Here is a 21,209-nt window from a genome sequence, read left to right as displayed (position 1 = left end):
CCCGCATTCCCTTCCGGACCTCCATGCAGAAGATCATCGTCACTGGTGGCAACACGCTCAACGGCGAAGTCACCATTTCCGGCGCCAAGAACGCCGTGTTGCCCATCCTGTGCGCGACCCTGCTGGCGGATGCGCCGGTGGAGATCACCAACGTGCCGCACCTGCACGACGTGGTGACCACCGTGAAGCTGCTGGGCGAGCTGGGCGCCGGCATCACCATCGACGAGGGCACGCTGGCGAAGGGGCGCGGCATCACCGTCGATCCCACCACGGTCAGCCGCTTCGTCGCGCCGTACGAGCTGGTGAAGACGATGCGCGCGTCCATCCTAGTGCTCGGTCCGCTGGTCGCGCGCCACGGCGCGGCGGTGGTGTCGCTGCCGGGCGGTTGCGCGATCGGTTCGCGCCCTGTCGACCAGCACATCAAGGGCCTGCAGGCGCTGGGGGCCGAGATCACCGTGGAGAACGGCTACATCAAGGCGCGCGCGGCGCGCCTGAAGGGCGCGCGCTTCGTGTTCGACATGGTTACCGTCACCGGTACCGAGAACGTCATGGCGGCGGCCACACTGGCCGAAGGCACCACGGTGCTGGAAAACGCCGCGATGGAGCCGGAAGTCACCGACCTGGCCGAATGCCTCAACGCGCTGGGCGCGAAGATCGAAGGCGCCGGTACGTCGCGCATCGTCATCCACGGCGTCGAGCGTCTGGGCGGCGGACGCCACTCGGTGGTGCCGGATCGCATCGAGACGGGCACCTTCCTGGTCGCCGCGGCGATGACGGGGGGCAAGGTCACCGCGCGCAACGCGCGCCCCGACACGCTGGAAGCCGTGCTCGACAAGCTCACCGAAGCCGGCGCGAAGATCGAGACCACCGCCGACAGCATCACCCTGGACATGCAGGGCAAGCGTCCGAAGGCGGTCAGCCTGACGACCGCGCCGTACCCGGCGTTCCCCACCGACATGCAGGCGCAGTTCATGGCGTTGAACTGCGTGGCCGATGGCGTCGGCGTGATCAACGAGACGATCTTCGAAAACCGCTTCATGCACGTCAACGAACTGCTGCGCCTGGGCGCGGACATCCGCGTCGAAGGCCATACGGCCATCGTGCGCGGCGTGGAGCGTCTGGGCGGCGCGCCGGTGATGGCGACCGACCTGCGTGCCTCCGCCTCGCTGATCCTGGCCGGCCTGGTGGCCGAGGGCGAGACCACCATCGACCGCATCTACCACTTGGACCGCGGCTACGAGAACATCGAGGAGAAGCTGGGCGGCCTGGGCGCGCAGATCAGGCGCGTGTCGTGAGCCGGCACGACCCCAAGCTGTCCGGCATCCGTTCGCGGTTCCCGTTGCGGCGCAAGATCCTGCTCGGCATCGTCGTCGCGCTGCTGGGGCTGGTCGCCTGGCTGCACTACACCGGCGCCGCCGCCACCCACGGCATCACCACCCAGGACATGGACTGGAACGGCGACGGGACGGTGACGCAGGGCGAGATCGCGCAGGCGGTCTTCTCGGTCGTGGTCGAACAGAAGCAGGACGGCCCGCGCCAGTGCAACACCTTCGCGTGGCGAAGCGGCGCGGGCACGATCAGGATGGACTGCAAGACCGTGTTCCAGGTCGAGGCAGCGCCGGCCAAGGAATAAGAAAAGCCCGGCACTGCCGGGCTTTTCCATTGCGGCGCCGGGATGATTCAGCGCCAGGATTTCAGCGTCAGGTCGATGGTGTCCTGGCCCTTTTCGCGCTGCAGGATGCGCGCCGGCACCGGGGCATCGGCCACCACCCAGACGATGGTCTGCTTGTCGCCGTCGGTGCGCACGACCTTGGTGGCCTCCTGCGGCTTTCCCGCGACCGTGATGCGCTCCTTGCCCGCCACCTGGTAGGTCATGGGTTTGGCGCGGCCGTTCTCGACCATGCGGTAGGTCAGCGGCTTGCCTGCGGCCACGTCGCGCACGATGGCCAGGTTGACCAGCAGCGCATCCATGTCGCCGGCCGCCAGCTTAACCGGGCCGGCGCGATCGGGCTTCACGTCGCCGCTCCACGTGGCCTGGGCCTTCGACCAGTCGTAGACCGTGTTGACGTTCTTCTTCTTGATCAGCAGGCGCGACGTGTCGCTACTGCTGAGCGGGCGCATGCGTCCATCCTGCACATCGAACACGGTCTTCTGGCTGAGATCCACGGCCTGGTTGCGCACGCTCAGCGTGTACTGCCAGCGGTTGCCGGGCTGCGGCGAGACGGACATCTGGCCTTCGCCCACCATGCCCAGTGCACTGGCGTTGTACTGGGCGGTGAAGGCTTCGACGGCCAGCGCGGGTGCGCTGGCGGCGGCCAGCAGGGCGGAGGCCAGCAGCGCGCGGGGCATGGCAAGCGTGTTCTTCAGCATGTTCACGGTACTCCCTTATATTCGACCAGGCGCAGATCCACGCCGTCCTGGCCGTCTTCCCGCTGCAGGATGCGCACGGGGGTGGGTACGCCATCGGCGACCCAGAAAATGGTCTCGTGGTTGCCGCCATTGGACCGGCTCACGCGCAGGGCGCTGTAGCTCAGGTCCTCGACCGACACGGTTTCCGGCTCGGGCGAGACCACGTACTGGTACTCGCGCACGCGGCCGTTGTCCACCACGCGGTAGGTCAGTTGCCTGCCGGGCGCGGCGTCGCGGATCACTGCCAGATTCATCAGCAGGGCGCTCATGTCGCCGGCCTGCAGCGGCAACGGTGCCCGACGGTTCTTCTTGATGTCGCCCTGCCACTGGGCGGTGCCGCTTTTCCAGTCGTAGGTGCCGACCATCTTCTTGCCCATCAGCAAGGCGTGACGGACGGTGGCCTGGCTGAGCGGACGGAACTGCCCGTCGCGGGTGTCGAACACCGTGCTCTGCTCGATGTTCAGTCCCGCCAGGCGCGCGAAGCCGCGCGTGCCCTTTACGTTCAGGTCGATCTGCCACTGGTCGCCCGCCCGCGGCGTCACCTTCATGCTGGCGTTGCCGGCCAACTTGCCCTCGTTGTAGGCCTGGTAGCTGGCCACGAACGGTTCCAGCGCCCGGGTGGGCGCAGCGGAACCGGCCAGAGCCAGGCCGAGCAGCAGGGGATGGAGGGGGGAGAGCATCGGGGGATCAGGAAACCAATCGGTCGGCTGAATCTAGGCACAGGGGATTTAATAGCGGCTGACCGTGACAGAGCGTGATGTCGCCCTGTTCAGCCAGCACACCCGACGCCGCCAGCTGCAGGACGGCCACCAGCAGCGCGTGCTCGCGCGGAAGCAGCCGCGCCGCCAGTGTCTCGGGGTTGTCGCCGGCCAGGACGGGCACCCGGACCTGAGCCACCACGGTGCCCGCGTCCAGTTCAGGAATGACGAAGTGGACGCTGGCCCCGTGCTCGCGGTCGCCGGCCTCCAGCGCGCGGGCGTGGGTGTGCAGGCCGCGATACTTCGGCAGCAACGAAGGATGGATATTCAGCAGGCGCCCGCGGAACCGGGCGATGAACGCATCCCCCAGGATGCGCATGTACCCCGCGCACACCACCCAGTCGGGGCGGGTGGCGGCCACCGCGTCCGCGAGTGCAGCCTCATAGGCGGCGCGCTCGGAAAAGGCGGCGGGCCGCGCGCTCCAGCGCTTTTCAGGCGGGACCTGCTGCAGGGCGGGTGCGGCCGGCCTGTCCGAGAACACCCCCACCACGTCGGCCTTCAGCGTGCCCGCCTCGATGGCGTGCAGGATCGCCTGCAGGTTGCTGCCCCTGCCCGAGGCCAGCACGGCGAGGCGCGCGGTCATGCGGGCGTTCCGCGGCGCTCGGCACGCGCCAGGGGCCACACCAGCAGGGCGCCGAGGGTGGCCAGCAGCATGTCCGCATGCGCATCCCACACATCGCCCTGCTGGCCGTTGTAGGACTCGGCGGCCTCGGGCGACATGGTCAGCGCGATACCCCATTCCAGCCACTCGTACAGCAGGCTCGTGCACATGATCAGCATCACCGTCACGGTGAAGGCATGTCCCACCGACAGCGACGGCCAGCGCTGGCGCAACCAGTGCCACACGGCGGGCGTGAAGCACAGCCCGTAGATCAGGTGGATGAAGCGGTCGAAGTGATTGCGGTGCCAGCCGAACGCCTGCGCCGGCGACCAGCCGGTGGCAGTCTGCAGCCAGGCGTCGTAGGGCACGTAGGAATACAGCCAGCGTGCGCCGATGCAGTGCGCGACGATGAAGGCGCAGATCAGCGCGAAGTGCGTCGGACGCAGCGGCCAACGGCGGTCGTGCCACCACAGCCAGCCCAGGCCCACGACCGTCAGGCTGCTGTGCATGCCCTGTTCCAGCGGCCAGCGCGGCGCGATCCAGCTGGCGGCAAACACTGCCAGCGTCAGCCCGAAGGCGATCGCCTTGCTGCGCGGCATGCCGCGATCAGCCGATGCGGACGCGTTCGCCGCCCGCGGCGGTGACGACTTCGCCGATCTGCCAGTGCGCCAGTTGCAGGCGTGCCAGGTCGGCCTGCACGGCGGCCAGCTGGTCGGGTGCCACCACCAGCACGAAGCCGATGCCGCAGTTGAAGGTGCGCCACATCTCGGTGTTTTCCACCGCGCCTTCGCGCTGCAGCCAGTCGAACACCGGCGGCAGCGTCCAGGCGCTGGCGTCGATCTCCAGGCCCAGCCCATCGGGTATGACGCGGATGATGTTCTCGGTCAGTCCGCCGCCGGTGATGTGCGCCATACCGTGCAGGTCGTGCGCCTGCAGCAGCTCCAGGATCGGCTTCACGTAGAGCGTGGTCGGCGCCATCAGCGCATCGGCCAGTTTCACGCCGCCCACGTCCAGGTCGGCGGGCCGTCCGGCGCGGTCGTAGATGCGCCGCACCAGCGAATAGCCGTTGGAATGCGGACCGCTGGACGCGATGCCGATGAGCACGTCGCCGGCGCGCACCTTGGCGCCATCCAGCAGGCGCGACTTCTCCACCGCGGCCACGCAGAAGCCGGCCAGGTCGTATTCGCCCGGGCCGTACATGTCGGGCATCTCGGCGGTCTCGCCGCCGATCAGCGCGCAGCCGGAGAGCTCGCAGCCCCGGGCGATGCCGCCGACCACGGCGACCGTGGTATCGACATCGAGCTTGCCGGTGGCGAAGTAGTCGAGGAAGAACAGCGGCTCGGCGCCCTGCACCAGCACGTCGTTCACGCACATGGCGACCAGGTCGATGCCGATGGTGTCGTGGCGGCCCAACTGCTGCGCCAGCTTCAGCTTGGTGCCCACGCCGTCGGTGCCCGAGACCAGCACCGGCTCGCGGTACTTGCCGGACAGGTCGAACAGGGCGCCGAAGCCGCCCAGACCGCCCATCACCTCCGGCCGGAAGCTGCGCTTGACCAGCGGCTTGATGCGCTCGACCAGCTCGTTGCCGGCGTCGATGTCGACACCCGCGTCGCGATAGGTCATCGGGGTGGAGGCAGGGGGCGTCGGTTGGGTCACGGGCGGTCGTCGGTGGGCGAGAGGTGGGATTTTAAAGGAATCGGGTGCGCGCGCGGCCGTCCTGAACGGGTGACGTTGGCGGGCAGGGCCCATTCGCGCAACAATTCGAGGGGTCTGTCGAGTCCAAGGACGCTTGATGCGCCGCACTTCCGCTATCGCCCTCGCCGCCGCCCTGCTGCTGGCGACCTTGACCATGAGCACCGCCGCGCTGGCGCAGTCCGGCCTGCGCACGGAGGGCGATGCGGTCTCCGCGCGCGGCCTGTACCAGGCGGAAGTCCCGGTGAACGGGCAGGGCGAGGAGGAGCGCCAGGGCGGCTTCGCGCGCGCGCTGGGCAGCGTGCTGGCCAAGCTCAGCGGTGACCGTTCGGCGATGTCGCGCCCGGGCGTGGGCGCCGAACTGCGCAACGCCCGGGATTACGTGGAGGGTTACGACTACCGCCAGGACCAGGGCACGTCGCCGACCGGCGCGCCGACGTTCCGCACCACGCTGGTGGTGCGCTTCGACGAAGATCAGGTCAACGGCCTGGCCGGTGCGCTGGGCCTGCCGGTCTGGCCGCAGCCCCGCCCCAAGCCGGTGGTCTGGCTGGCGATCAACGACGGCAGCGGGCCCCGCCTGATGGGGTTGCAGCACGCCAATGCCGCCCGGCCGCTGCTCAATCGCGCCATCGAACGCGGCTACAGCCTGGGCCTGCCGGCCGGCGGCGCCGCCGAGCAGGCGCTGGTCGGCGCCATCTGGCGCCAGGACACGGCGGCGGTGGCGCGCGCATCGGCGCGCTACAGCCCGCCCATGCAACTGGTGGGCAAGCTGTACCGCAACAAGGGCGGCTGGACCGCCGACTGGGTATTCGTCGACGCCGGCAAGGTGCTGGCGAAATGGTCGGTCAGCGATGCCGACGCGCGCCGCGCGATGGCATCCGGCGCCGACGGCACCGCCGACGCACTGGTGAAGCGCTACGGCAAGCGCGGCAGCGCCGGTCCCGCCGGCACGTACCGGGTGCTGTTCACCGGTATCCGCACCACCGACGACTACCTGCGCCTGACCGGGCACCTGCAGAAGATGGCCGTGGTCCGCCGCATCACGCCGGTGCGCGCCAGCGGCGACACCCTGGAGCTCGATCTCGAACTCGTTTCCGGCCTGGCCGGTTTCCGCCGCACGATGGGCGACGCGGCGCCGTTCACCGGCGGCGAAGGCGAGCCGCCCGTCTACCAGATGCGCTGACACAAGGACGCTGCATGGATCTCTCCTCCACGCCGGCAGGTACGCTGGCCCGTCGCTGGCAATGGTTGCTGATCGCCCTGATCGTGGGTTGGCTGATCTGGTTGCTGGCGCCCGTGCTCACGCCCTTCGTCTGCGCGGCGCTGCTGGGCTGGCTGGGCGACCCGTGGGTGGACCGGCTGGAACGGTCGGGGCGCTCGCGCACGACCGCGGTCGTGCTGGTCTTCACCCTGATGCTGCTGTTGCTGGTGCTGTCGCTGGTGATCCTGGTGCCGATGATCGAGCGGCAGGTGGTCACGGTGATCGAATCGCTGCCGGCATACCGCGACTGGTTCATGCAGACGGCGCTGCCGTGGGTGGAGCAGCGGACCGGGCTGGAACTGGTCGCCTGGCTGGACGTGGACCGGCTGACCGAGTGGGTGCGCGGCCACTGGCAGCAGGCCGGTGGCGTGGCGGCCACGCTGTTCGGCTATTTCTCGCGCTCCGGCTTCGCGGTGATGGCGTGGATCGCCAACCTGGTGCTGTTGCCGATCCTGACCTTCTACTTCCTGCGCGACTGGGACCTGCTGGTCGAACGCATCGCCGCGCTGGTGCCGCGCGACCATATCGCCACGGTCACCCGGCTGGCGTTGGAATCCAACGAGGTGCTGGGCGCCTTCCTGCGCGGCCAGTTCCTGGTGATGCTGGCGCTGGGGGCGATCTATGCCATCGGCCTGTCGGTCGTGGGCCTGAAGGTGGGCCTGCTGGTGGGCATCATCGCCGGCCTGATCAGTTTCGTGCCGTATCTGGGCACCGCCACCGGCATCGTGCTGGGCGTGATCGCCGCGATGGTGCAGTCCGGCGGCGACTGGTCGCTGGTGGCGATGGTGATGGGCGTGTTCGTGGTGGGCCAGATGCTGGAAGGCTATGTGCTGACGCCGCGCATCGTCGGCGACCGCATCGGCCTGCATCCGGTGGCGGTGATCTTCGCCATCATGGCCGGCGGCCAGCTGTTCGGCTTCCTTGGCATGCTGCTGGCGCTGCCGGTGGCCGCGATCGCCAACGTGCTGCTGCGCTTCGCCCACGAACGCTACACCCAGAGCCGCCTGTATGCCGGCGACCGGCCGTCCATCGTGCTGGATTCGTACATCGACAAGAGTAGCGTGGAGCAGGCCTCGACGCGGGAAAACGAGGCGCCGTGAGCCGCGACGTTCCGGGAGCCGGGCTGGGGCCGCAACTGCCCCTGGCGCTGCGCTATCCGCCGGACCAGCGCTTCGAAAGCTTCATCGCGCCGCCGGACGGCGCGTTGGCGGCCCTGTCGTGGCTGGCTGCAGGGACGGGCGCGGACTGGGTGTACCTGGCCGGCGCGTCGCGGACCGGCAAGACCCACCTGGCGCTGGCCGTCTGCGCGGCCGCCGAGCAACAGGGGCGGCGGGCTGCCTATCTGCCGGCCATCGCGGCGGCAGGACGAATGCGCGAGGCGCTCGATGCCCTGGAAGGCCATGACGTGGTTGCGGTGGATGGCCTGGACGCGATCGCCGGCGCACGGGAAGACGAAGTCGCGCTGTTCGACTTCCACAACCGGGCGCGCGGTTCGGGACTGAATGTGCTCTACACCGCGCGCAGCATTCCCGACGACATCGGCCTGGTGCTGCCGGACCTGCGCTCGCGCCTGCAGCAATGCCTGCGCTTCATGCTGCATCCCCTCGACGATGCAGGGCGCCGCGACGTGCTGCGCGACCGCGCTCAACGGCGTGGCCTGATACTGGAAGAGGCCGCACTCGACTGGCTGCTCACGCGCACCGACCGCGACCTGGGCGCATTGGTCGCGCTGCTCGACCGGCTGGACCGTGCCTCGCTGGCGGCACAGCGCCGGATCACCGTGCCCTTCCTGCGGCAGACGCTCGGCGCCGCGGGCTGAGGCCCCGCGGCATCAGGGGCAGGTTTCCGGGACCTCCTCCCACACCACCGGCTCCCAGTAGGCATTGTCGCGCAGGCTCTGGGTGTCCAGCCTGTCGCGCAGAAGGCGCGCGCCGATGCGATAGCTGGTGTTCGGCTTCACGTCGACCACCAGCGGCTTGTACGCCTTGGCCATCGCGAAGCGCTTCATCTTGTCGATCTGCAGCAGCTGCGCGGAGTTCAGGCGGTGCCGGTCGATGAATTCGCGCACCACCAGGACGTGGCGGCCGACGGGCAGCCGGTGCCGGTTCACCGGCTGCAGCGGCGTGCTGCGTCCGTCGATGGTCGTGATGTCGGCGCGGAAGATGCCCTCGCTCTTGGGAACGGTGCCGGCGTGCGCGGTGACGAATCCGCAGGCGCCCCGGGTTTCGGGGCCGATCTCGATGCGGTAGGCGGGCACGGCCACCACGCCGGCCGCTCCCTCGAGCTTCAGGGGCGTAGTGCCGCGCAGGATCTCGGCGCTCACCCGGCCCGCACCGCGCTGCATGGCCTGCTCCAGCAGCGGTGCCGGCGGCGCGGTGCCGTCCAGGCGTACGCCGTTCAGCGCCACCAGCCGGTCGCCGGCCTTCAGTCCCAGGCGCGCGGCGGGTCCATCGGGTGTCAGCGCCAGCACGGGAAGGCCGTTGCGCTGCGCCGCGCGCACGTCGACGACGGCGCCCAGTTCGTAGCGGACCTGGGCGGGTTTCTGGATCACCTGCGGAGCGCCGGTGTCCTTGAGATCCCCGCGTTCCGACATCTGCAGCAGGGCGGCGTCGAGTTCGCGCGTCGACTGCGCGTGCGCGCTGGTCGCAAGGCCGGTCGCCCATGCGGCGGCGATCAGGGTGTGCGTAACGGAACGGAAGGTATTCACGACATCCACCTCAGATTTCTACCGGTTGGGGCAGGGAAGGAGCAGCGCCGCCGCGCGCCAGCGCCTCACGCCGTTGCCAGAGCCACTGCAGTTCCTGCTCGCTGGCGCCGCGCTCGTAGGCGTGCTGCAGCTCGCGGTCGACGGCGCGCAGCGGCTCCTCGTGCAGCGGCGCGCGCGGAACCACCGCCAGGCGCTCGGGTACGGGCGCGGCAGGCGGGAAGAGACGCGTGTAGACCATCGGCAAGGCCGCCAGTACCAACGCGGTCATGGCGCCGGCGGCGAACCGCCTGTGGCGTTCGCGTTGCCGCGTGCGCGCATGCCGGACGCGCGGCCACAGCGTGGGCGGCAGATCCGGCTCCGGGAGTGCGGCCAGGCGCGCGTGGAGGGATTCAGGCGTCATGGGGAGCGTCTCCATGGGGGTCGAGGTCCTGGCGCAGGCGCGCCAGCGAACGCGACATCAGCGACTTGGACCAGCTGGCGGTGCGTCCGAAGCGGCGGCCCAGGTCCTCATGCGACCAGCCCTCCATTTCGTGCAGCCATACGACAGTACGGGCGAGCGGCGGCAGGCGTCGCAACAGGCTGTCGGCATCGGCGGCGTCGGCTGGCGAGGCGGAAGCGGTATCGGCCAGCGCGGCAAGCGCCATGTCGGTGCCGGGGTGCTGCTGCCGGCGCAGGCGGTCGATCGCCAGATTGGCCGCCACGCGCTTCAGCCACGGCCGCAACGGCGTGTTTTCGCGCAGCCCGGACAGGAAGCCGAACATCCGCAGGAAGGTCTCCTGCACGATGTCCTCGGCTTCCGCCGCGTTGCCCGTCAGCCGGAACGCCAGCGCATGCACCGCGCGCGCGTGGTCGTGGTACAGCGCTTCGAATGCAGCGCCGTCGCCCCTGCGGGCCCGTCGAAGCTGCTCGGCTTCGGCGTCGGGATCGGGGGGGTGGGCAGGAGCATCCATAGCCCCACACTACGCGCCGCCGAGGTCTTCCGTCGCAGGCCGCAACGTCAGCGCGACAGCTCGCGGTTCAGGTCGGCCAGGCGTTCCGGCGTGCCGACATCGGTCCATCGGCCAGCGTGATGTTCGCCATGGATCCGACCCGCAGGCATGTGCGCGCGCAGGATCGGCGCCAGGCGGAAGCGCGGCTTTCCGTTCCCGGCGATGCTGGCGTGGTCGTCCACATGCTGAGCCCAACCGTCCAGCAGGGCCGGGCGGTAGACGCCGATACCCGCGTAGGTAAGGCGGCGCTCACCGTCGCCGCGGACATGCCCGGCAAGGTCCAGTGCGAAATCGCCATGGGTGGCGTAGCCGGGCGGATCGATCATCACAAGATGCGCGAGACCCTGCGGCTCGCGCGGCAGCTGGTTGAAATCGAGATCGGTCCAGATGTCGCCATTGACCAGCAGGAACGGTGCTTCGCCCAGCCATGCCAGGGCGTTGAGCATGCCGCCGCCGGTTTCCAGGGGCGTGTCGCCTTCGTAGAGATACTGGATCCGCAGGCCCCAGCGCGCGCCATCGCCCAGCACCACCGGGAAGCGGTCGGCCAGCCAGCTGGTGTTGATCACCACGTCCTGCACGCCCATCGCCGCCAGCTTTTCCAGGTGCCAGACGATCAGGGGCTTGCCGCCGGCTTCGATGAGCGGTTTGGGCGTGTGGTCGGTCAGGGGGCGCATGCGCTCGCCCAGGCCGGCCGCGAAGATCAGCGCCTTCATGCGATCTCGCCCCGCGCCTGCAGCACCGGTTTGATGCGCGCGTCGAGCAGCGTCCGCAGGCCATCCAGTTCCGGATAGCGCGGCAGGACCTCGTCCAGGTAGCGGATGAAGCGCGGCACGTCGGGCAGGTAGCGCGTCTTGCCGTCGCGGTAGTGCAGGCGCGAGAAGATGCCGAGGATCTTCAGGTGGCGCTGGATGCCCATCCAGTCGGCGTCGCGCAGGAACACCTTCAGCTCGGGCACCGGCAGTCCGGCGCGCGTCGCACGGGCGTGATAGCGGGCCAGCCAGCCGTCGACGCGTTCCAGCGGCCAGCTCAGGAACGCATCCTTGAACAGGCTCATCGCGTCGTAGGTGATCGGGCCGCGTACGCAATCCTGGAAATCCAGCACCGCCGGCCCCGGCGTCACCGGCATCAGGTTGCGGGGCATGAAATCCCGATGCGTCAGCACGCGCGCCTGTCCCAGCGCATTGTCCATCAACCGGCGTTGGGCCAGCTCCAGTCCCTCGCTCTCGCCGCAGTCCAGCACCAGTCCCAGATGGCGACGCAGGAACCATTCGTCGAACAGGCCGGCATCGCGCTGCAGCAGCGCTTCGCCGAACTCCCCCATGCCGGCGGGCGGGGCGATCGCCTGCAGCCGCAGCAACTGCTCCACCGCGGCATCGAACCAGGTGTCCGCGTTGTCATCGCTGATCACATGCGCCAGGGTCGGACCGCCCAGGTCCTCCAGCAGCAGGAAGCCGTGCTCGATGTCGATGGCGAGCACCTCCGGTACGCGCACATCGCCGCCCACCAGCAGTTCGCGCATGGACAGCCAGGGACGGACATCCTCCAGGCCCGGAGGCGAGTCCATCACGATGCGTCCGGGACCATCGCCCAGGCTGCGCCAGTAGCTGCGGAAGCCGGCGTCCATCGACGCGCGTTCCAGTTGTGCGTAGGGGTCGCCGAGCGCGCCGCGCGCCCACTCCAGGCGTTGGGCGCCACGCCCGGAAGGGTCCTGAATCGTAGGGTTCATGCGGTCGGGGGCGGGCACAGGCGTCAAAGGGCTACAGGGTAAACTGGCGCCCTACCGACTTGCGAGGCTTGCATGGCCCAACTCCAACCCGTGCTGCTGTCCGGCGGCTCCGGCACGCGCCTGTGGCCGCTCTCCCGCGAGGCCTACCCCAAGCAGTTCCTGCCGCTTGCCGGCGACGACACCATGGTGCAGGCCACGTGGCGCCGCGTGGAAGCGCTGGCCGATCTGGCGCCGATCGTGGTGGCGAACGAGGAGCACCGCTTCCTGGTCGCCGAACAGTTGCGCCAGGTGGGCGCGCCGGTACCGGCGATCCTGCTGGAGCCGGTGGGTCGCAACACGGCGCCTGCGATTGCCGCTGCGGCCCTGCAGGCGATGGCGGGCGGCGCCGATCCGCTGCTGCTGGTGCTGCCGTCGGACCACGTCGTCCGCGACGTCGCCGGCTTCCAGCGCGCCGTGCGCGAGGCGTCGTCCGCGGCGGAGGCCGGTGCGCTGGTGACCTTCGGCATCGTGCCCGATGCACCGGAAACGGGCTTCGGTTACATCCAGGCCGAAGCCGGCGACGGCCTGCGCCAGGTCCTGCGCTTCGTCGAGAAGCCCGATGCCGCTACGGCCCGGTCCTATCTGGATGCAGGCGGCTATTACTGGAACAGTGGGATGTTCCTGTTCCGCGCCAGCCGCTACCTCGAAGAACTCGCGCGCTTCCGTCCCGATATCGTCGATGCCGTGCGCGCGGCGCATGCGGCCGCGCGGCACGATGGCGATTTCGTGCGCCTGGACAAGGACGCCTTCAGTGCGTGTCCGTCGGACTCCATCGACTACGCGGTGATGGAGAAAACCGCCGATGCGATGGTGCTGCCGGTGGACATCGGCTGGAACGATGTCGGCAGCTGGTCCGCGCTGTGGGACGTGGCCGAGCGCGATGCCGATGGCAATGCGCACCACGGCGACGTGATCGCGGTCGACAGCCGCAACAGTTACGCCTACGCGCAGCGACTGGTGGCGCTGGTGGGCGTGGACGACATCGTGGTCGTGGAGACGGACGACGCCGTGCTGGTCGCGCGCAAGGACAAGGTGCAGGAGGTCAAGCAGGTGGTCGCGCGGCTGAAGCAGGAGCAGCGCAGCCAGGCCGTCCTGCATCGCGAAGTGCACCGTCCGTGGGGCAGCTACGATTCGGTCGACAACGGAGGCCGCCACCAGGTCAAGCGCATCAAGGTCAAGCCGGGCGCGGCGCTCAGCCTGCAGATGCACCATCACCGCGCCGAGCACTGGATCGTGGTCAGCGGCACCGCGAAGGTGACGCGCGGCGATGAAACCCTGCTGCTGTCGGAAAACGAAAGCACCTACATCCCGCTGGGCGTGAAGCATCGCCTGGAGAATCCGGGCAAGGTGCCGCTGGAGCTGATCGAAGTGCAGTCCGGCAGCTACCTGGGCGAGGACGACATCGTGCGGTTCGAGGATGTGTACGGCCGGAGTCAATGACCGTGGCGCCTGCGGGTGCAAAAAGAAAAGGCCCCGCGTGAGCGGGGCCTTCGTTCCTTCCGGGATGTCACTTCTTCTTGCGGACCATGCCGTAGATCAGCAGCAGCACGATGGCGCCGATCACCGAGGCGATGAATCCCGTCGGTTCGCCGGGGCTGTACCAGCCGAGCGTCCCGCCGATGAAGCGCGCCAGCAGTGCGCCCAGGATGCCCAGCACGATGGTCATGAAGAAGCCCAGCTTGTCGTCGCCGGGTTTCAGCGCACGCGCCAGCAGGCCGGCCAGGAAGCCGATGAGCAGGGTCCACAGGATGCCGCCGCCAAAGATCTGTTCCATCGAAACGCTCCGGTTGGGAAGGTGTGGGGGCGATGCTCAGCGTAACCCAGCTGCCCGCGCTGCGGGCAGCGGCCGGCATGGCTCTCAGAGAGATTCATGGCGGAGGAGCCGACCCGGGGCAAGTGAATCAGGCCTTCAGGAGCCGGCTTGAGCATGAGGCCGGAATGCACGAAGGCCGGGTCGCCCCGGCCTTCTGCAGGTGGCACGACCTGTCTGGATCAGCAGCAGCCGTGATCGCCGTGCTGTTCGCCGCCGGCTACCGCCGCCACGCCGGTGGTCTCGCCACGGACACTGGCCGCGTGGTGTTCGGCGATCACGCGCGCCACGCAGGCGGTGACTTTCTTGCCCATCGGGATGTGCAGGAATTCGTTCGGGCCGTGCGCATTGGAATGCGGACCCAACACGCCGGTGATCATGAACTGCGCACCGGGGAACTTCTCGCCCAGCATGCCCATGAAGGGAATCGTGCCACCTTCGCCCATGTACATGGCCGGCTTGCCGAAGAACTCGCGACTGGATGCATCAATGGCGTTTTCCAGCCACGGCGACATCGCCGGCGCATTCCAGCCGGTGCTGGCCTTCTCGAGCTCCAGTCTCACCTGCGCACCGTTGGGCGCATCCTTTTCCAGCAGGTCCTTCAGTAGCTGGCCGGCCTGTTTGCCATCCAGCGTGGGTGGCAGACGCAGCGACAGCTTCACCGACGTGTAGGGGCGCAGCACGTTGCCAGCGGACGATAGCGGCGGCATGCCGTCGACCCCGGTGACCGACAGCGCGGGGCGCCACGTGCGGTTGAGCACCAGCTCGGCCAGGTCTTCGGCCATCGGGGTCATGCCGGGCAGGAACGGGAACTTGTCGAACACCGCCGTGTCCAGCACGTGCGCGGCTTCCTGGGCCTGGGCGAGACGGTCCGCCGGGATCTCGACCTGCAGGCCTTCCGGCAGGATGCGGCCGGTCCGCTCATCCTCCAGCCGCGACAGCAGCTGGCGCAGCAGACGGAAGCTGGACGGCACCACGCCGGACGCATCGCCGGAATGCACGCCTTCCTCCAGCACTTTGACCGTGAAGTTGCCGCCGGCCAGACCGCGCAGCGACGTGGTGCACCACAGCTGCTCATAGTTGCCGCACCCGGAGTCCAGGCAGACGACCAGCGACGGCTTGCCGATGCGGTCGGCAAGGTGATCGACGTAGGCCGGCAGGTCGTAGCTGCCGGATTCCTCGCAGGCCTCGATCAGCACCACGCAGCGCGCATGCGGCACGCCCTGCTGCTGCAGTGCCTGGATGGCGGCCAGCGAGCCGAAGATCGCGTAGCCGTCGTCGGCGCCGCCGCGGCCATACAGCTTGTCGCCCTTGATCACCGGCACCCACGGGCCCAGGTCATCGTCCCAGCCGGTCATCTCCGGCTGCTTGTCCAGATGGCCGTACAGCAGCACGGTGTCGGCGCCGGTTTCGGGTCCCGTCGCCGGGATTTCGATGAAGATCAGCGGCGTGCGGCCTTCAAGGCGCACCACTTCCACCTGCATGCCCGGCACCGACTGCGCCTTCGCCCAGCGCTCCATCAGCTGGACCGCCTGTTCCATGTACCCGTTGGCCACCCAGTCCTTGTCGAACATCGGCGACTTGTTGGGGATGCGGATGTACTCGACCAGCTGCGGGACGATGTCGTCATCCCATTTCTCGGCTACGTAGCGGTCGGCTTTGGCGGTGTCCATGGCAACTCCGGGTACTGAAAGGCACAGGCGCTCATTCTACGCCCTGGGAAGGGGTAGGACTTTTCCTACATGCATGCGCGGTGTTTACGGGCAGATTCCCCCGTGCTCGGGCGATATCTTGAAGCCCGTGGGAACGCAAGACTGAACCTGCCGCCAAGGTCATCGGCCTGCAGCGGCAACAGGGCGGATGCCAAGAGGCGTCCGCCGTCCAGGGACAGTCCATCGCCACAAGGAGAGTCGTCATGAAGTCGTTCGTCCACACCGTGTTCGCCGCCGTCCTGTCGCTGCTGATCGCCGCGCAGGCGCTGGCCACCGAGAAGGTCAACATCAACACCGCCGACGCGGCCGCGCTGGATCGCGTGCTGGTCGGGGTCGGTCCGTCGAAGGCGGCCGCGATCGTCGAGTACCGCAAGGCCAACGGCCCGTTCAAGAGCGCCGAGGAGCTCGCCATGGTGAAGGGCATCGGCCTGAGCACCGTCGAGCAGAACCGCGACCGCATCGAGCTGCGCACAGGCGCCGCTCCGGCGCGCAAGCCGGCTGCCGCAACCGCGGCGCCCACCAAGCCGGTCGCGCGGCGCTGATCGATTCCCGTGCCGGGCGTCTCCACAGGACGTGGAGCGCCAGGCACAGGGGCAGGAAGCCAGGGGGAAACAGGCGGGATGCCGACAGGGACGTATCCATATCGCGCACGACGCGCAGGTCGGCAGCAGGTTGCAACCTGATTCGCCGGCGGTAGACCGACAGGGATGTCGCCAACGCCCGGACGCGCAGGATGCACGTCCGGGCGTTGTCGTTTGTGGGTGGGCAGGCGCGGCAGGGCGGTGCGCCGGCTAGAATCGCGCGACGGACTGCCGGGGAACATCATGCCGGAATCATCGCGCGTCATTCCCGCCAACGAGTACCGGCGGGTGCGCTGGAAGAATGGCTTGGGCTGGACCCATGAAATCGTGCGGGTGCCCGACAACGACGACTGGGACTGGCGGCTGTCGATCGCCGAGATCGAACGCGATGCGGCGTTCTCATCGTTTCCCGGCATCGACCGCGAACTGGTGCTGTTGCGCGGAAACGGGCTGCGCCTGAGGTTCGGAGACGGACGCACGGTCGATCTGATGCCGCCGCACGACCGCTACCGGTTCGCGGGCGAGGACGGGGTGACGGGCGAGCTGGTCGACGGCACGACGCACGATTTCAACCTGATGTGGCGGCGTGGCCGGGTCCGTACCGAACTGCTGCATCGTCCGCTGGTGGGGCCGATGCTGTTCTTCACCGAGCCGGGCGTGCACTGGGTCGTCCACCTGATCGCCGGACAGGCGGCGCTCGACGGGGCCAGCGGCCTTGACGGTCTGTGCAGCGGCGATACGGCCGTTCTGACCGGGGGCGACACGCGCACGCGGCATGCCCTGCACGGTGGTGGTGAGCTGTTGGCCATCCGCATTGAGGCCGAAGGCCGCTGAGGACGACAGGTCAGTACACGTCGCGGCGATAGCGCCCGGCGGTCCGCAGAGCTTCGATCTTGTCCTCGCCCAGGATGCGGCGCAGCGTGGCGTCCACGTCGGGCGCCATGCCGGCCAGGCTTCCGCAGACGTACACCGCCGCGCCTTCTTCGACCCACTGCCGCAGTCGGTTCGCGTGCGACGCCAGCGCATGCTGGACGTAGCGGTGGGCGTCGCCATCGCGCGAGAAAGTCAGGTCGAGATGTGGGAGCAGGCCTTGCGCCTGCCATGCCGCCAGTTCGTCGGCGAGGAAGGCGTCGTGTGCGCGCTGGCGCTCGCCGAACAGTAGCCAGTTGCGCGTCGCGCCGGCCAGCGCCCGCGCTTTCAGGTGGGCGCGCAGACCCGCCAGGCCCGTGCCGTTGCCGATCAGGATCATCGGTACATCGGCGGCGGGCGGATGAAAATTGGGATTGCGGCGGATGCGCAGGGCGATGGCGTCTCCCGGCTGCGCATGCCGGCACAGCCAGCCGCTGCCCAGGCCGGCGGTACCGTCCGCGTGGTGCATCAGGCGCACCAGCAGGTGCAGCGCGCCATCGCTGGGAAGGGACGCAATGGAGTATTCGCGGTGCGGCAGGGGCGTGCAGGCATCGGCGAGCGCCTGCGCATCTCCGCGCCAGAGCTCATGGTCAGCGACGGGCCAGTGGCTCCGGACAAGTGCCTGCGCCAGCGGTTGCGTGTGGTCCTGCCACTGCACGGGAACATCGCCCGCCAGGCCCGTGCGCTGCAGGACCTCGTCAACCTCGGCCATGGCGCGGCACGGCCCGATCTCGGCGATGTCGCCAGCGGCCCAGTCGGGCAGCGAACCGGATCCGGGTGTCAGGGAAAGGTGGAACACGGGCCCACCGATGCTGCCGGGATTCAGCTCGACACGATCGCGTAACCGCCAGGATTCGTACCGCGGCGTGGACCAGTCCTGCGCATCGGACCCGTCGCCCAACTGGCCGATATGGTGCTGCCAGTGGCGCAGGGCACTGTCGTCGGCGTTGTCGACTTCCACCAGGTCGAACAGCGGTTGCGCGCCCTGTCGCCGCAGCCAGTCATCGAGCTGGTGGCCGAAGGCGCAGAACTGCGCGTATTCGCGATCGCCCAGGGCCAGGACGGCGTAGCGCAGCGTGTGCAGCGGGAGTGTCTGCGACATCACGTGGCGGACGAAGCCGAGCGCGGGGTCGGGTGGATCGCCTTCGCCGGTGGTGCTGACGACGAACACGGCGCGCCCGATAGCCTGCAGCCGCGCCGCATCCAGCCGTTCCAGCCCCGCGCGCTGGACCGCAACGCCGCCCTGGCAAAGCGACGCGGCGGTCATGTCGGCTAGCTCCATCGCGAAACCGGTCTGACTGGCATGCACCACCCACGTCGCATCCGATCCGGCCAGCATCACCGGTTGTCCCGACGTGTCGCGCTTGCGCGCGCGGGCCAGGATGCCCGCCACCAGTCCGGCATACGCCAGCAGGGCGGCGGCGGCGATGCAGACGCGGGCACGGGACGGGCTGGCCTGCCACCACTCGCCCTCGTGCAAGCCAGCGAACAGCCAGGCGCACGCGGCCAGCGACAGCATCACCAGCGCATTGCCAACCAGGGCGGCACTCCCGTGCCGAGGTGAAGGGCCTGCCGTGCTCATGCCGCCAGGTGCTGCTCGAACGCTGGCGTCATGGTTTCCCGCAAGCCTTCGCCGGTGCGTTGCAGGAAGCGCGCCGCCAGGCCGTGATGCGCCGCGAAAGCCGGGCCTTCTTCGGTGCCCATGACGGTCAGGGCGGTGGCCCAGGCATCGGCGTGCATCGCATCGGCAGCGATCACGGTCACCGCGGCAGCGGCATCGGTCACCGGCTCGCCGCTGCGCGGGTCGATCGTGTGCGAGTAGCGGTGGTCATCCTGCGCGTACGCATGCCAACGGTCGCCCGAGGTGGCGACGGCCATGCCCTCCAGTGCCAGTACCCGCGGTTCCAGGCCTTCGCTGTCGGCTTCCTCATCCGGTGAGGATTCCACCAGCACGCGCCATGGTTGATCGTCGGCCTTGCGGCCATAGCCATATAGTTCGCCGCCGACTTCGATCAGGCCGGCATCGATACCGCGACGCCGCAGCACGTCGGCCACCACATCCACGCCGTAGCCCTTGGCGATGGCCGAAAGGTCCAGCATCACACCGCCCGGCTGGCGGACGCGACGCTGCGCGGCATCGAGCCGCAGGTGCTGCCAGCCGACGCGAGAGCGGGCTTCGACCAGCGCCGCCGGTGTGGGGCGACCCCGGCCGTGCGCATGCGCACCGAATCCCCATGCCGCCACCAGCGGCGACACGGTGGGGTCGAACGCGCCGTCACTGCGTGACGCGATGTCGAGCGCCACCGTGAGCACCTGCAGCATGTCGTCCCGCAGGACGAACCATTCGCCTGCGGCGCAGCGGTTGAAGCGCATTATGTCCGCATCCTCCTCCCACGTACTCATCTGCGCGACCAATCCGTCCAGGCGTGCCTGGATGGCGTCGTGCAATGCATGCGGATCGATGCGCGACGGGCTGGTGTACTGGACGGACCAGGTCGTACCCATGGTCTGCCCGTGCAGTGCATGCACCGGCGCTGCCTGCGCAGAGGGGGAGGGAAGGGAGATGTTCATGCCGATCCATGCCGCCGGTACTGCGTCCGGCGGCGTGGCTCCGTCTTACTGGGGCAGCACTTCCAGCGTGGCAACATAGCTCAGGCGACGCTGCTTGGCCTGCGGCACGGTGGTCCTGTCGTCCTGCGTGCCGGTTTCCAGCCAGTACATGCCGGCTTCCGGCCAGGTCACGCTGAACTCGCCGTTGGCATCCGTGGTGACCTTGATCTCTTCTTGCGCGTTGCGATAACGCGTACCGCCGCGGGTGATCTCGAATTCCAGCCCGGCCGCCGGCTTGCCGTCGACCAGTATCCGGAAGGTGGCTGCTTCACGCGCGAACAGGTCGTTCGGATGCGTCACCGGCAGCAGTTCGATGCCTTCCCCGGTGCTCTTCAGCGCGGTGTCGTTGGGCGCCCCGTTGGTCACGAAGGTCTCGATGCGGCCGATCGACTGCGACACCTGCAGGTTCTTCGCATCCTTCGGCACCTTGGTCGCCAGGTCTTCCGGTTTGGCGCCGCGCAGGCCGCCCGGCTTGCCGTCGGCGCCTTCCCAGCGAACCATCAGGCCCTTGTTGACCGTGGCGATGCGGTAGGTGCCCTGCTGCTTCAGCTCGACGTCGAACACCGTGCGGTACTTGCCCGTGGCCAGGTTCTGCGCCTCGACCGCGCTGCCATCCGGTGCGGTGATGGCCAGGCCTTCCGTGCGCAGGGGAACGTGGTTGAAGTAGAACAGGTCGTTGGACACCGCCGCATCCACCGTGATCCACGGATTGGTGCCGGCGATGACGGTCTGCGACGGCTGCAACCAGGCCTTGTGCGCCAGCGCGGTAGCGGGGATGGCGGAGGCCAGGGCGATGGCTACGGCGAGGGAACGCTTCATCGGAATCTCCAGCGGATAGATGAAAAAAAAGATCAGGGCTTGACCGTCAGCGTGACGGCGCCCAGCTCGGTGGCGCCCTGCGCCTTGCCCGACTGCGGCGCGCTCTTGGCGGGCCAGGTGAAAGGAATCTTCAGCAGTTCACGGCCACCGACTTCGCGCGCGGCCTCGACGACCAGCGTGTACTGGCCGGGCGCCAGCTTGGCCAGATGCTGCTTGTCGCTGAAGCTCAATGCGTGCTTGCCGACCGGCTTGGTGGGTCCGGTCACACCATCCACCGGCACCTTCAGCGAGCGGCCGGACTTGCGCCACCACTGGCGCAGATCGGGCAGCCACTTGGTGCCGTGGCCTTCGGAATTGCTGGTCTGCTGGTACCAGACGGACAGGTTGGCGGCGACCTTCTGGTCGGCGCCTTCGATCCATACGGCGACGTAAGGACGGTGGTACTCGGCCACATTGAGCTTGGGGATCTCGACATTGATGTCGAGCGTGGCGGCGTAGGCGGGCGTGGCCAGCAGGCCGCTGAGCGCGATGGTCAGCGTGGTGTGGACGGCGATCTTCGACATGCGGTCACTCGCGGTTCGTTGAA

At 68.8% G+C, this 21,209-nt stretch carries 24 protein-coding genes; 8 read left to right on the top strand and 16 right to left on the bottom strand.

The features are described 5' to 3' along the window. The first annotated feature begins 23 nt into the window (after window positions 1–23). Entirely contained in the window at window positions 24–1,295 is a 1,272-nt protein-coding gene (murA, locus tag IAE60_RS17930) for a UDP-N-acetylglucosamine 1-carboxyvinyltransferase (protein ID WP_187573269.1), read from the top strand. Further along, the gene (locus tag IAE60_RS17925; protein ID WP_244966608.1) at window positions 1,292–1,633 is read left to right on the top strand and encodes an EF-hand domain-containing protein; all 342 of its coding nucleotides are present in this window, start codon (window positions 1,292–1,294) and stop codon (window positions 1,631–1,633) included. Before murA ends, IAE60_RS17925 begins: the two co-directional genes overlap by 4 nt. Before the next feature lie 47 nt (window positions 1,634–1,680). Here IAE60_RS17925 and IAE60_RS17920 read toward each other — a convergent pair whose 3' ends face one another. From IAE60_RS17920 to purM, 5 genes are read right to left on the bottom strand one after another with little or no spacing between them, the layout of a single operon-like run. Continuing rightward, the gene (locus IAE60_RS17920; RefSeq protein WP_187573268.1) at window positions 1,681–2,370 is read right to left on the bottom strand and encodes a DUF3108 domain-containing protein; all 690 of its coding nucleotides are present in this window, start codon (window positions 2,368–2,370) and stop codon (window positions 1,681–1,683) included. Between the two features lie 2 nt (window positions 2,371–2,372). Beyond that, a complete protein-coding gene (locus IAE60_RS17915; RefSeq protein ID WP_187573267.1) occupies window positions 2,373–3,089 on the bottom strand; it encodes a DUF3108 domain-containing protein in 717 nt (238 codons plus the stop codon). A gap of 7 nt (window positions 3,090–3,096) precedes the next feature. Continuing rightward, on the bottom strand, window positions 3,097–3,750 hold the full coding sequence (purN, locus tag IAE60_RS17910; RefSeq protein WP_187573266.1) for a phosphoribosylglycinamide formyltransferase: 654 nt from the start codon (window positions 3,748–3,750) through the stop codon (window positions 3,097–3,099). After that, window positions 3,747–4,367, bottom strand: coding sequence for a DUF2238 domain-containing protein (locus IAE60_RS17905; protein ID WP_187573265.1), 621 nt, complete (start codon window positions 4,365–4,367; stop codon window positions 3,747–3,749). Before IAE60_RS17905 ends, purN begins: the two co-directional genes overlap by 4 nt. A 7-nt stretch (window positions 4,368–4,374) precedes the next feature. Beyond that, window positions 4,375–5,391: a phosphoribosylformylglycinamidine cyclo-ligase gene (gene purM, locus IAE60_RS17900; RefSeq protein WP_187573264.1), complete on the bottom strand. Its 1,017-nt coding sequence runs from the start codon at window positions 5,389–5,391 to the stop codon at window positions 4,375–4,377. A 169-nt stretch (window positions 5,392–5,560) separates the two neighbouring features. Between purM and IAE60_RS17895 the strand changes: the two genes are divergently transcribed. The 3 genes from IAE60_RS17895 to hda are packed head-to-tail and all read left to right on the top strand — an operon-like array spanning window position 5,561 to window position 8,540. Next, the gene (locus tag IAE60_RS17895; RefSeq protein ID WP_187573263.1) at window positions 5,561–6,643 is read left to right on the top strand and encodes a DUF2066 domain-containing protein; all 1,083 of its coding nucleotides are present in this window, start codon (window positions 5,561–5,563) and stop codon (window positions 6,641–6,643) included. A gap of 14 nt (window positions 6,644–6,657) precedes the next feature. Next, window positions 6,658–7,821 carry an AI-2E family transporter gene (locus IAE60_RS17890; RefSeq protein ID WP_187573262.1) on the top strand — a complete coding sequence of 388 codons (1,164 nt, stop codon included), beginning with the start codon at window positions 6,658–6,660 and terminating at the stop codon, window positions 7,819–7,821. A 23-nt stretch (window positions 7,822–7,844) separates the two neighbouring features. Then, a complete protein-coding gene (hda, locus tag IAE60_RS17885; RefSeq protein ID WP_187574802.1) occupies window positions 7,845–8,540 on the top strand; it encodes a DnaA regulatory inactivator Hda in 696 nt (231 codons plus the stop codon). A 12-nt stretch (window positions 8,541–8,552) separates the two neighbouring features. On the opposite strand, the gene IAE60_RS17880 is transcribed toward hda, so the two are convergent. From IAE60_RS17880 to IAE60_RS17860, 5 genes are read right to left on the bottom strand one after another with little or no spacing between them, the layout of a single operon-like run. Next, window positions 8,553–9,428, bottom strand: a complete 876-nt coding sequence (locus IAE60_RS17880) for a PDZ domain-containing protein (RefSeq protein ID WP_187573261.1) — start codon at window positions 9,426–9,428, stop codon at window positions 8,553–8,555. 10 nt (window positions 9,429–9,438) lie between these two features. Then, window positions 9,439–9,828 (bottom strand): hypothetical protein, encoded by a 390-nt coding sequence (locus IAE60_RS17875; protein WP_187573260.1) that lies wholly within the window; start codon window positions 9,826–9,828, stop codon window positions 9,439–9,441. Then, window positions 9,818–10,378, bottom strand: coding sequence for an RNA polymerase sigma factor (locus IAE60_RS17870; protein ID WP_187573259.1), 561 nt, complete (start codon window positions 10,376–10,378; stop codon window positions 9,818–9,820). Before IAE60_RS17870 ends, IAE60_RS17875 begins: the two co-directional genes overlap by 11 nt. Window positions 10,379–10,425: 47 nt before the next feature. After that, window positions 10,426–11,130, bottom strand: a complete 705-nt coding sequence (gene murU, locus IAE60_RS17865) for an N-acetylmuramate alpha-1-phosphate uridylyltransferase MurU (RefSeq protein ID WP_187573258.1) — start codon at window positions 11,128–11,130, stop codon at window positions 10,426–10,428. Continuing rightward, window positions 11,127–12,143: an aminoglycoside phosphotransferase family protein gene (locus IAE60_RS17860; RefSeq protein ID WP_187573257.1), complete on the bottom strand. Its 1,017-nt coding sequence runs from the start codon at window positions 12,141–12,143 to the stop codon at window positions 11,127–11,129. The genes murU and IAE60_RS17860 overlap by 4 nt, the downstream gene beginning before the upstream one ends. A 72-nt stretch (window positions 12,144–12,215) precedes the next feature. Here IAE60_RS17860 and IAE60_RS17855 point away from each other — a divergent pair, with 72 nt between their 5' ends. Then, complete coding sequence (locus IAE60_RS17855) at window positions 12,216–13,622, top strand: mannose-1-phosphate guanylyltransferase/mannose-6-phosphate isomerase (RefSeq protein WP_187573256.1); 1,407 nt, start codon at window positions 12,216–12,218, stop codon at window positions 13,620–13,622. 67 nt (window positions 13,623–13,689) lie between these two features. Here the strand turns inward: IAE60_RS17855 and IAE60_RS17850 are convergent, their stop codons facing one another. Continuing rightward, entirely contained in the window at window positions 13,690–13,956 is a 267-nt protein-coding gene (locus IAE60_RS17850; RefSeq protein ID WP_162109673.1) for a GlsB/YeaQ/YmgE family stress response membrane protein, read from the bottom strand. Between the two features lie 218 nt (window positions 13,957–14,174). Further along, on the bottom strand, window positions 14,175–15,665 hold the full coding sequence (locus IAE60_RS17845; RefSeq protein WP_187573255.1) for a M20 family metallopeptidase: 1,491 nt from the start codon (window positions 15,663–15,665) through the stop codon (window positions 14,175–14,177). Between the two features lie 242 nt (window positions 15,666–15,907). On the opposite strand from IAE60_RS17845, the gene IAE60_RS17840 reads away from it, so the two are divergent. Together IAE60_RS17840 and IAE60_RS17835 are read left to right on the top strand one after the other, a co-directional pair. Beyond that, window positions 15,908–16,246, top strand: coding sequence for a ComEA family DNA-binding protein (locus tag IAE60_RS17840; protein ID WP_187573254.1), 339 nt, complete (start codon window positions 15,908–15,910; stop codon window positions 16,244–16,246). A gap of 282 nt (window positions 16,247–16,528) precedes the next feature. Continuing rightward, window positions 16,529–17,119: a HutD/Ves family protein gene (locus IAE60_RS17835; protein ID WP_187573253.1), complete on the top strand. Its 591-nt coding sequence runs from the start codon at window positions 16,529–16,531 to the stop codon at window positions 17,117–17,119. Window positions 17,120–17,129: 10 nt separating this feature from the next. On the opposite strand, the gene IAE60_RS17830 is transcribed toward IAE60_RS17835, so the two are convergent. The 4 genes from IAE60_RS17830 to IAE60_RS17815 are packed head-to-tail and all read right to left on the bottom strand — an operon-like array spanning window position 17,130 to window position 21,186. Then, on the bottom strand, window positions 17,130–18,776 hold the full coding sequence (locus IAE60_RS17830) for a sulfite reductase subunit alpha (protein ID WP_187573252.1): 1,647 nt from the start codon (window positions 18,774–18,776) through the stop codon (window positions 17,130–17,132). Further along, window positions 18,773–19,765, bottom strand: a complete 993-nt coding sequence (locus IAE60_RS17825) for an FAD:protein FMN transferase (protein WP_244966607.1) — start codon at window positions 19,763–19,765, stop codon at window positions 18,773–18,775. The genes IAE60_RS17830 and IAE60_RS17825 overlap by 4 nt, the downstream gene beginning before the upstream one ends. A gap of 45 nt (window positions 19,766–19,810) precedes the next feature. Next, window positions 19,811–20,623 carry a DUF4198 domain-containing protein gene (locus IAE60_RS17820; protein ID WP_187573251.1) on the bottom strand — a complete coding sequence of 271 codons (813 nt, stop codon included), beginning with the start codon at window positions 20,621–20,623 and terminating at the stop codon, window positions 19,811–19,813. A 32-nt stretch (window positions 20,624–20,655) separates the two neighbouring features. Continuing rightward, the gene (locus tag IAE60_RS17815) at window positions 20,656–21,186 is read right to left on the bottom strand and encodes a DUF2271 domain-containing protein (RefSeq protein ID WP_187573250.1); all 531 of its coding nucleotides are present in this window, start codon (window positions 21,184–21,186) and stop codon (window positions 20,656–20,658) included. Window positions 21,187–21,209 lie beyond the last annotated feature (23 nt).

This window comes from Pseudoxanthomonas mexicana (genome assembly GCF_014397415.1).
Classification (GTDB): domain Bacteria; phylum Pseudomonadota; class Gammaproteobacteria; order Xanthomonadales; family Xanthomonadaceae; genus Pseudoxanthomonas_A; species Pseudoxanthomonas_A mexicana.
Note: the sequence above shows the minus strand (reverse complement) of the source record. Positions and strands in the feature narration are given on the sequence as shown.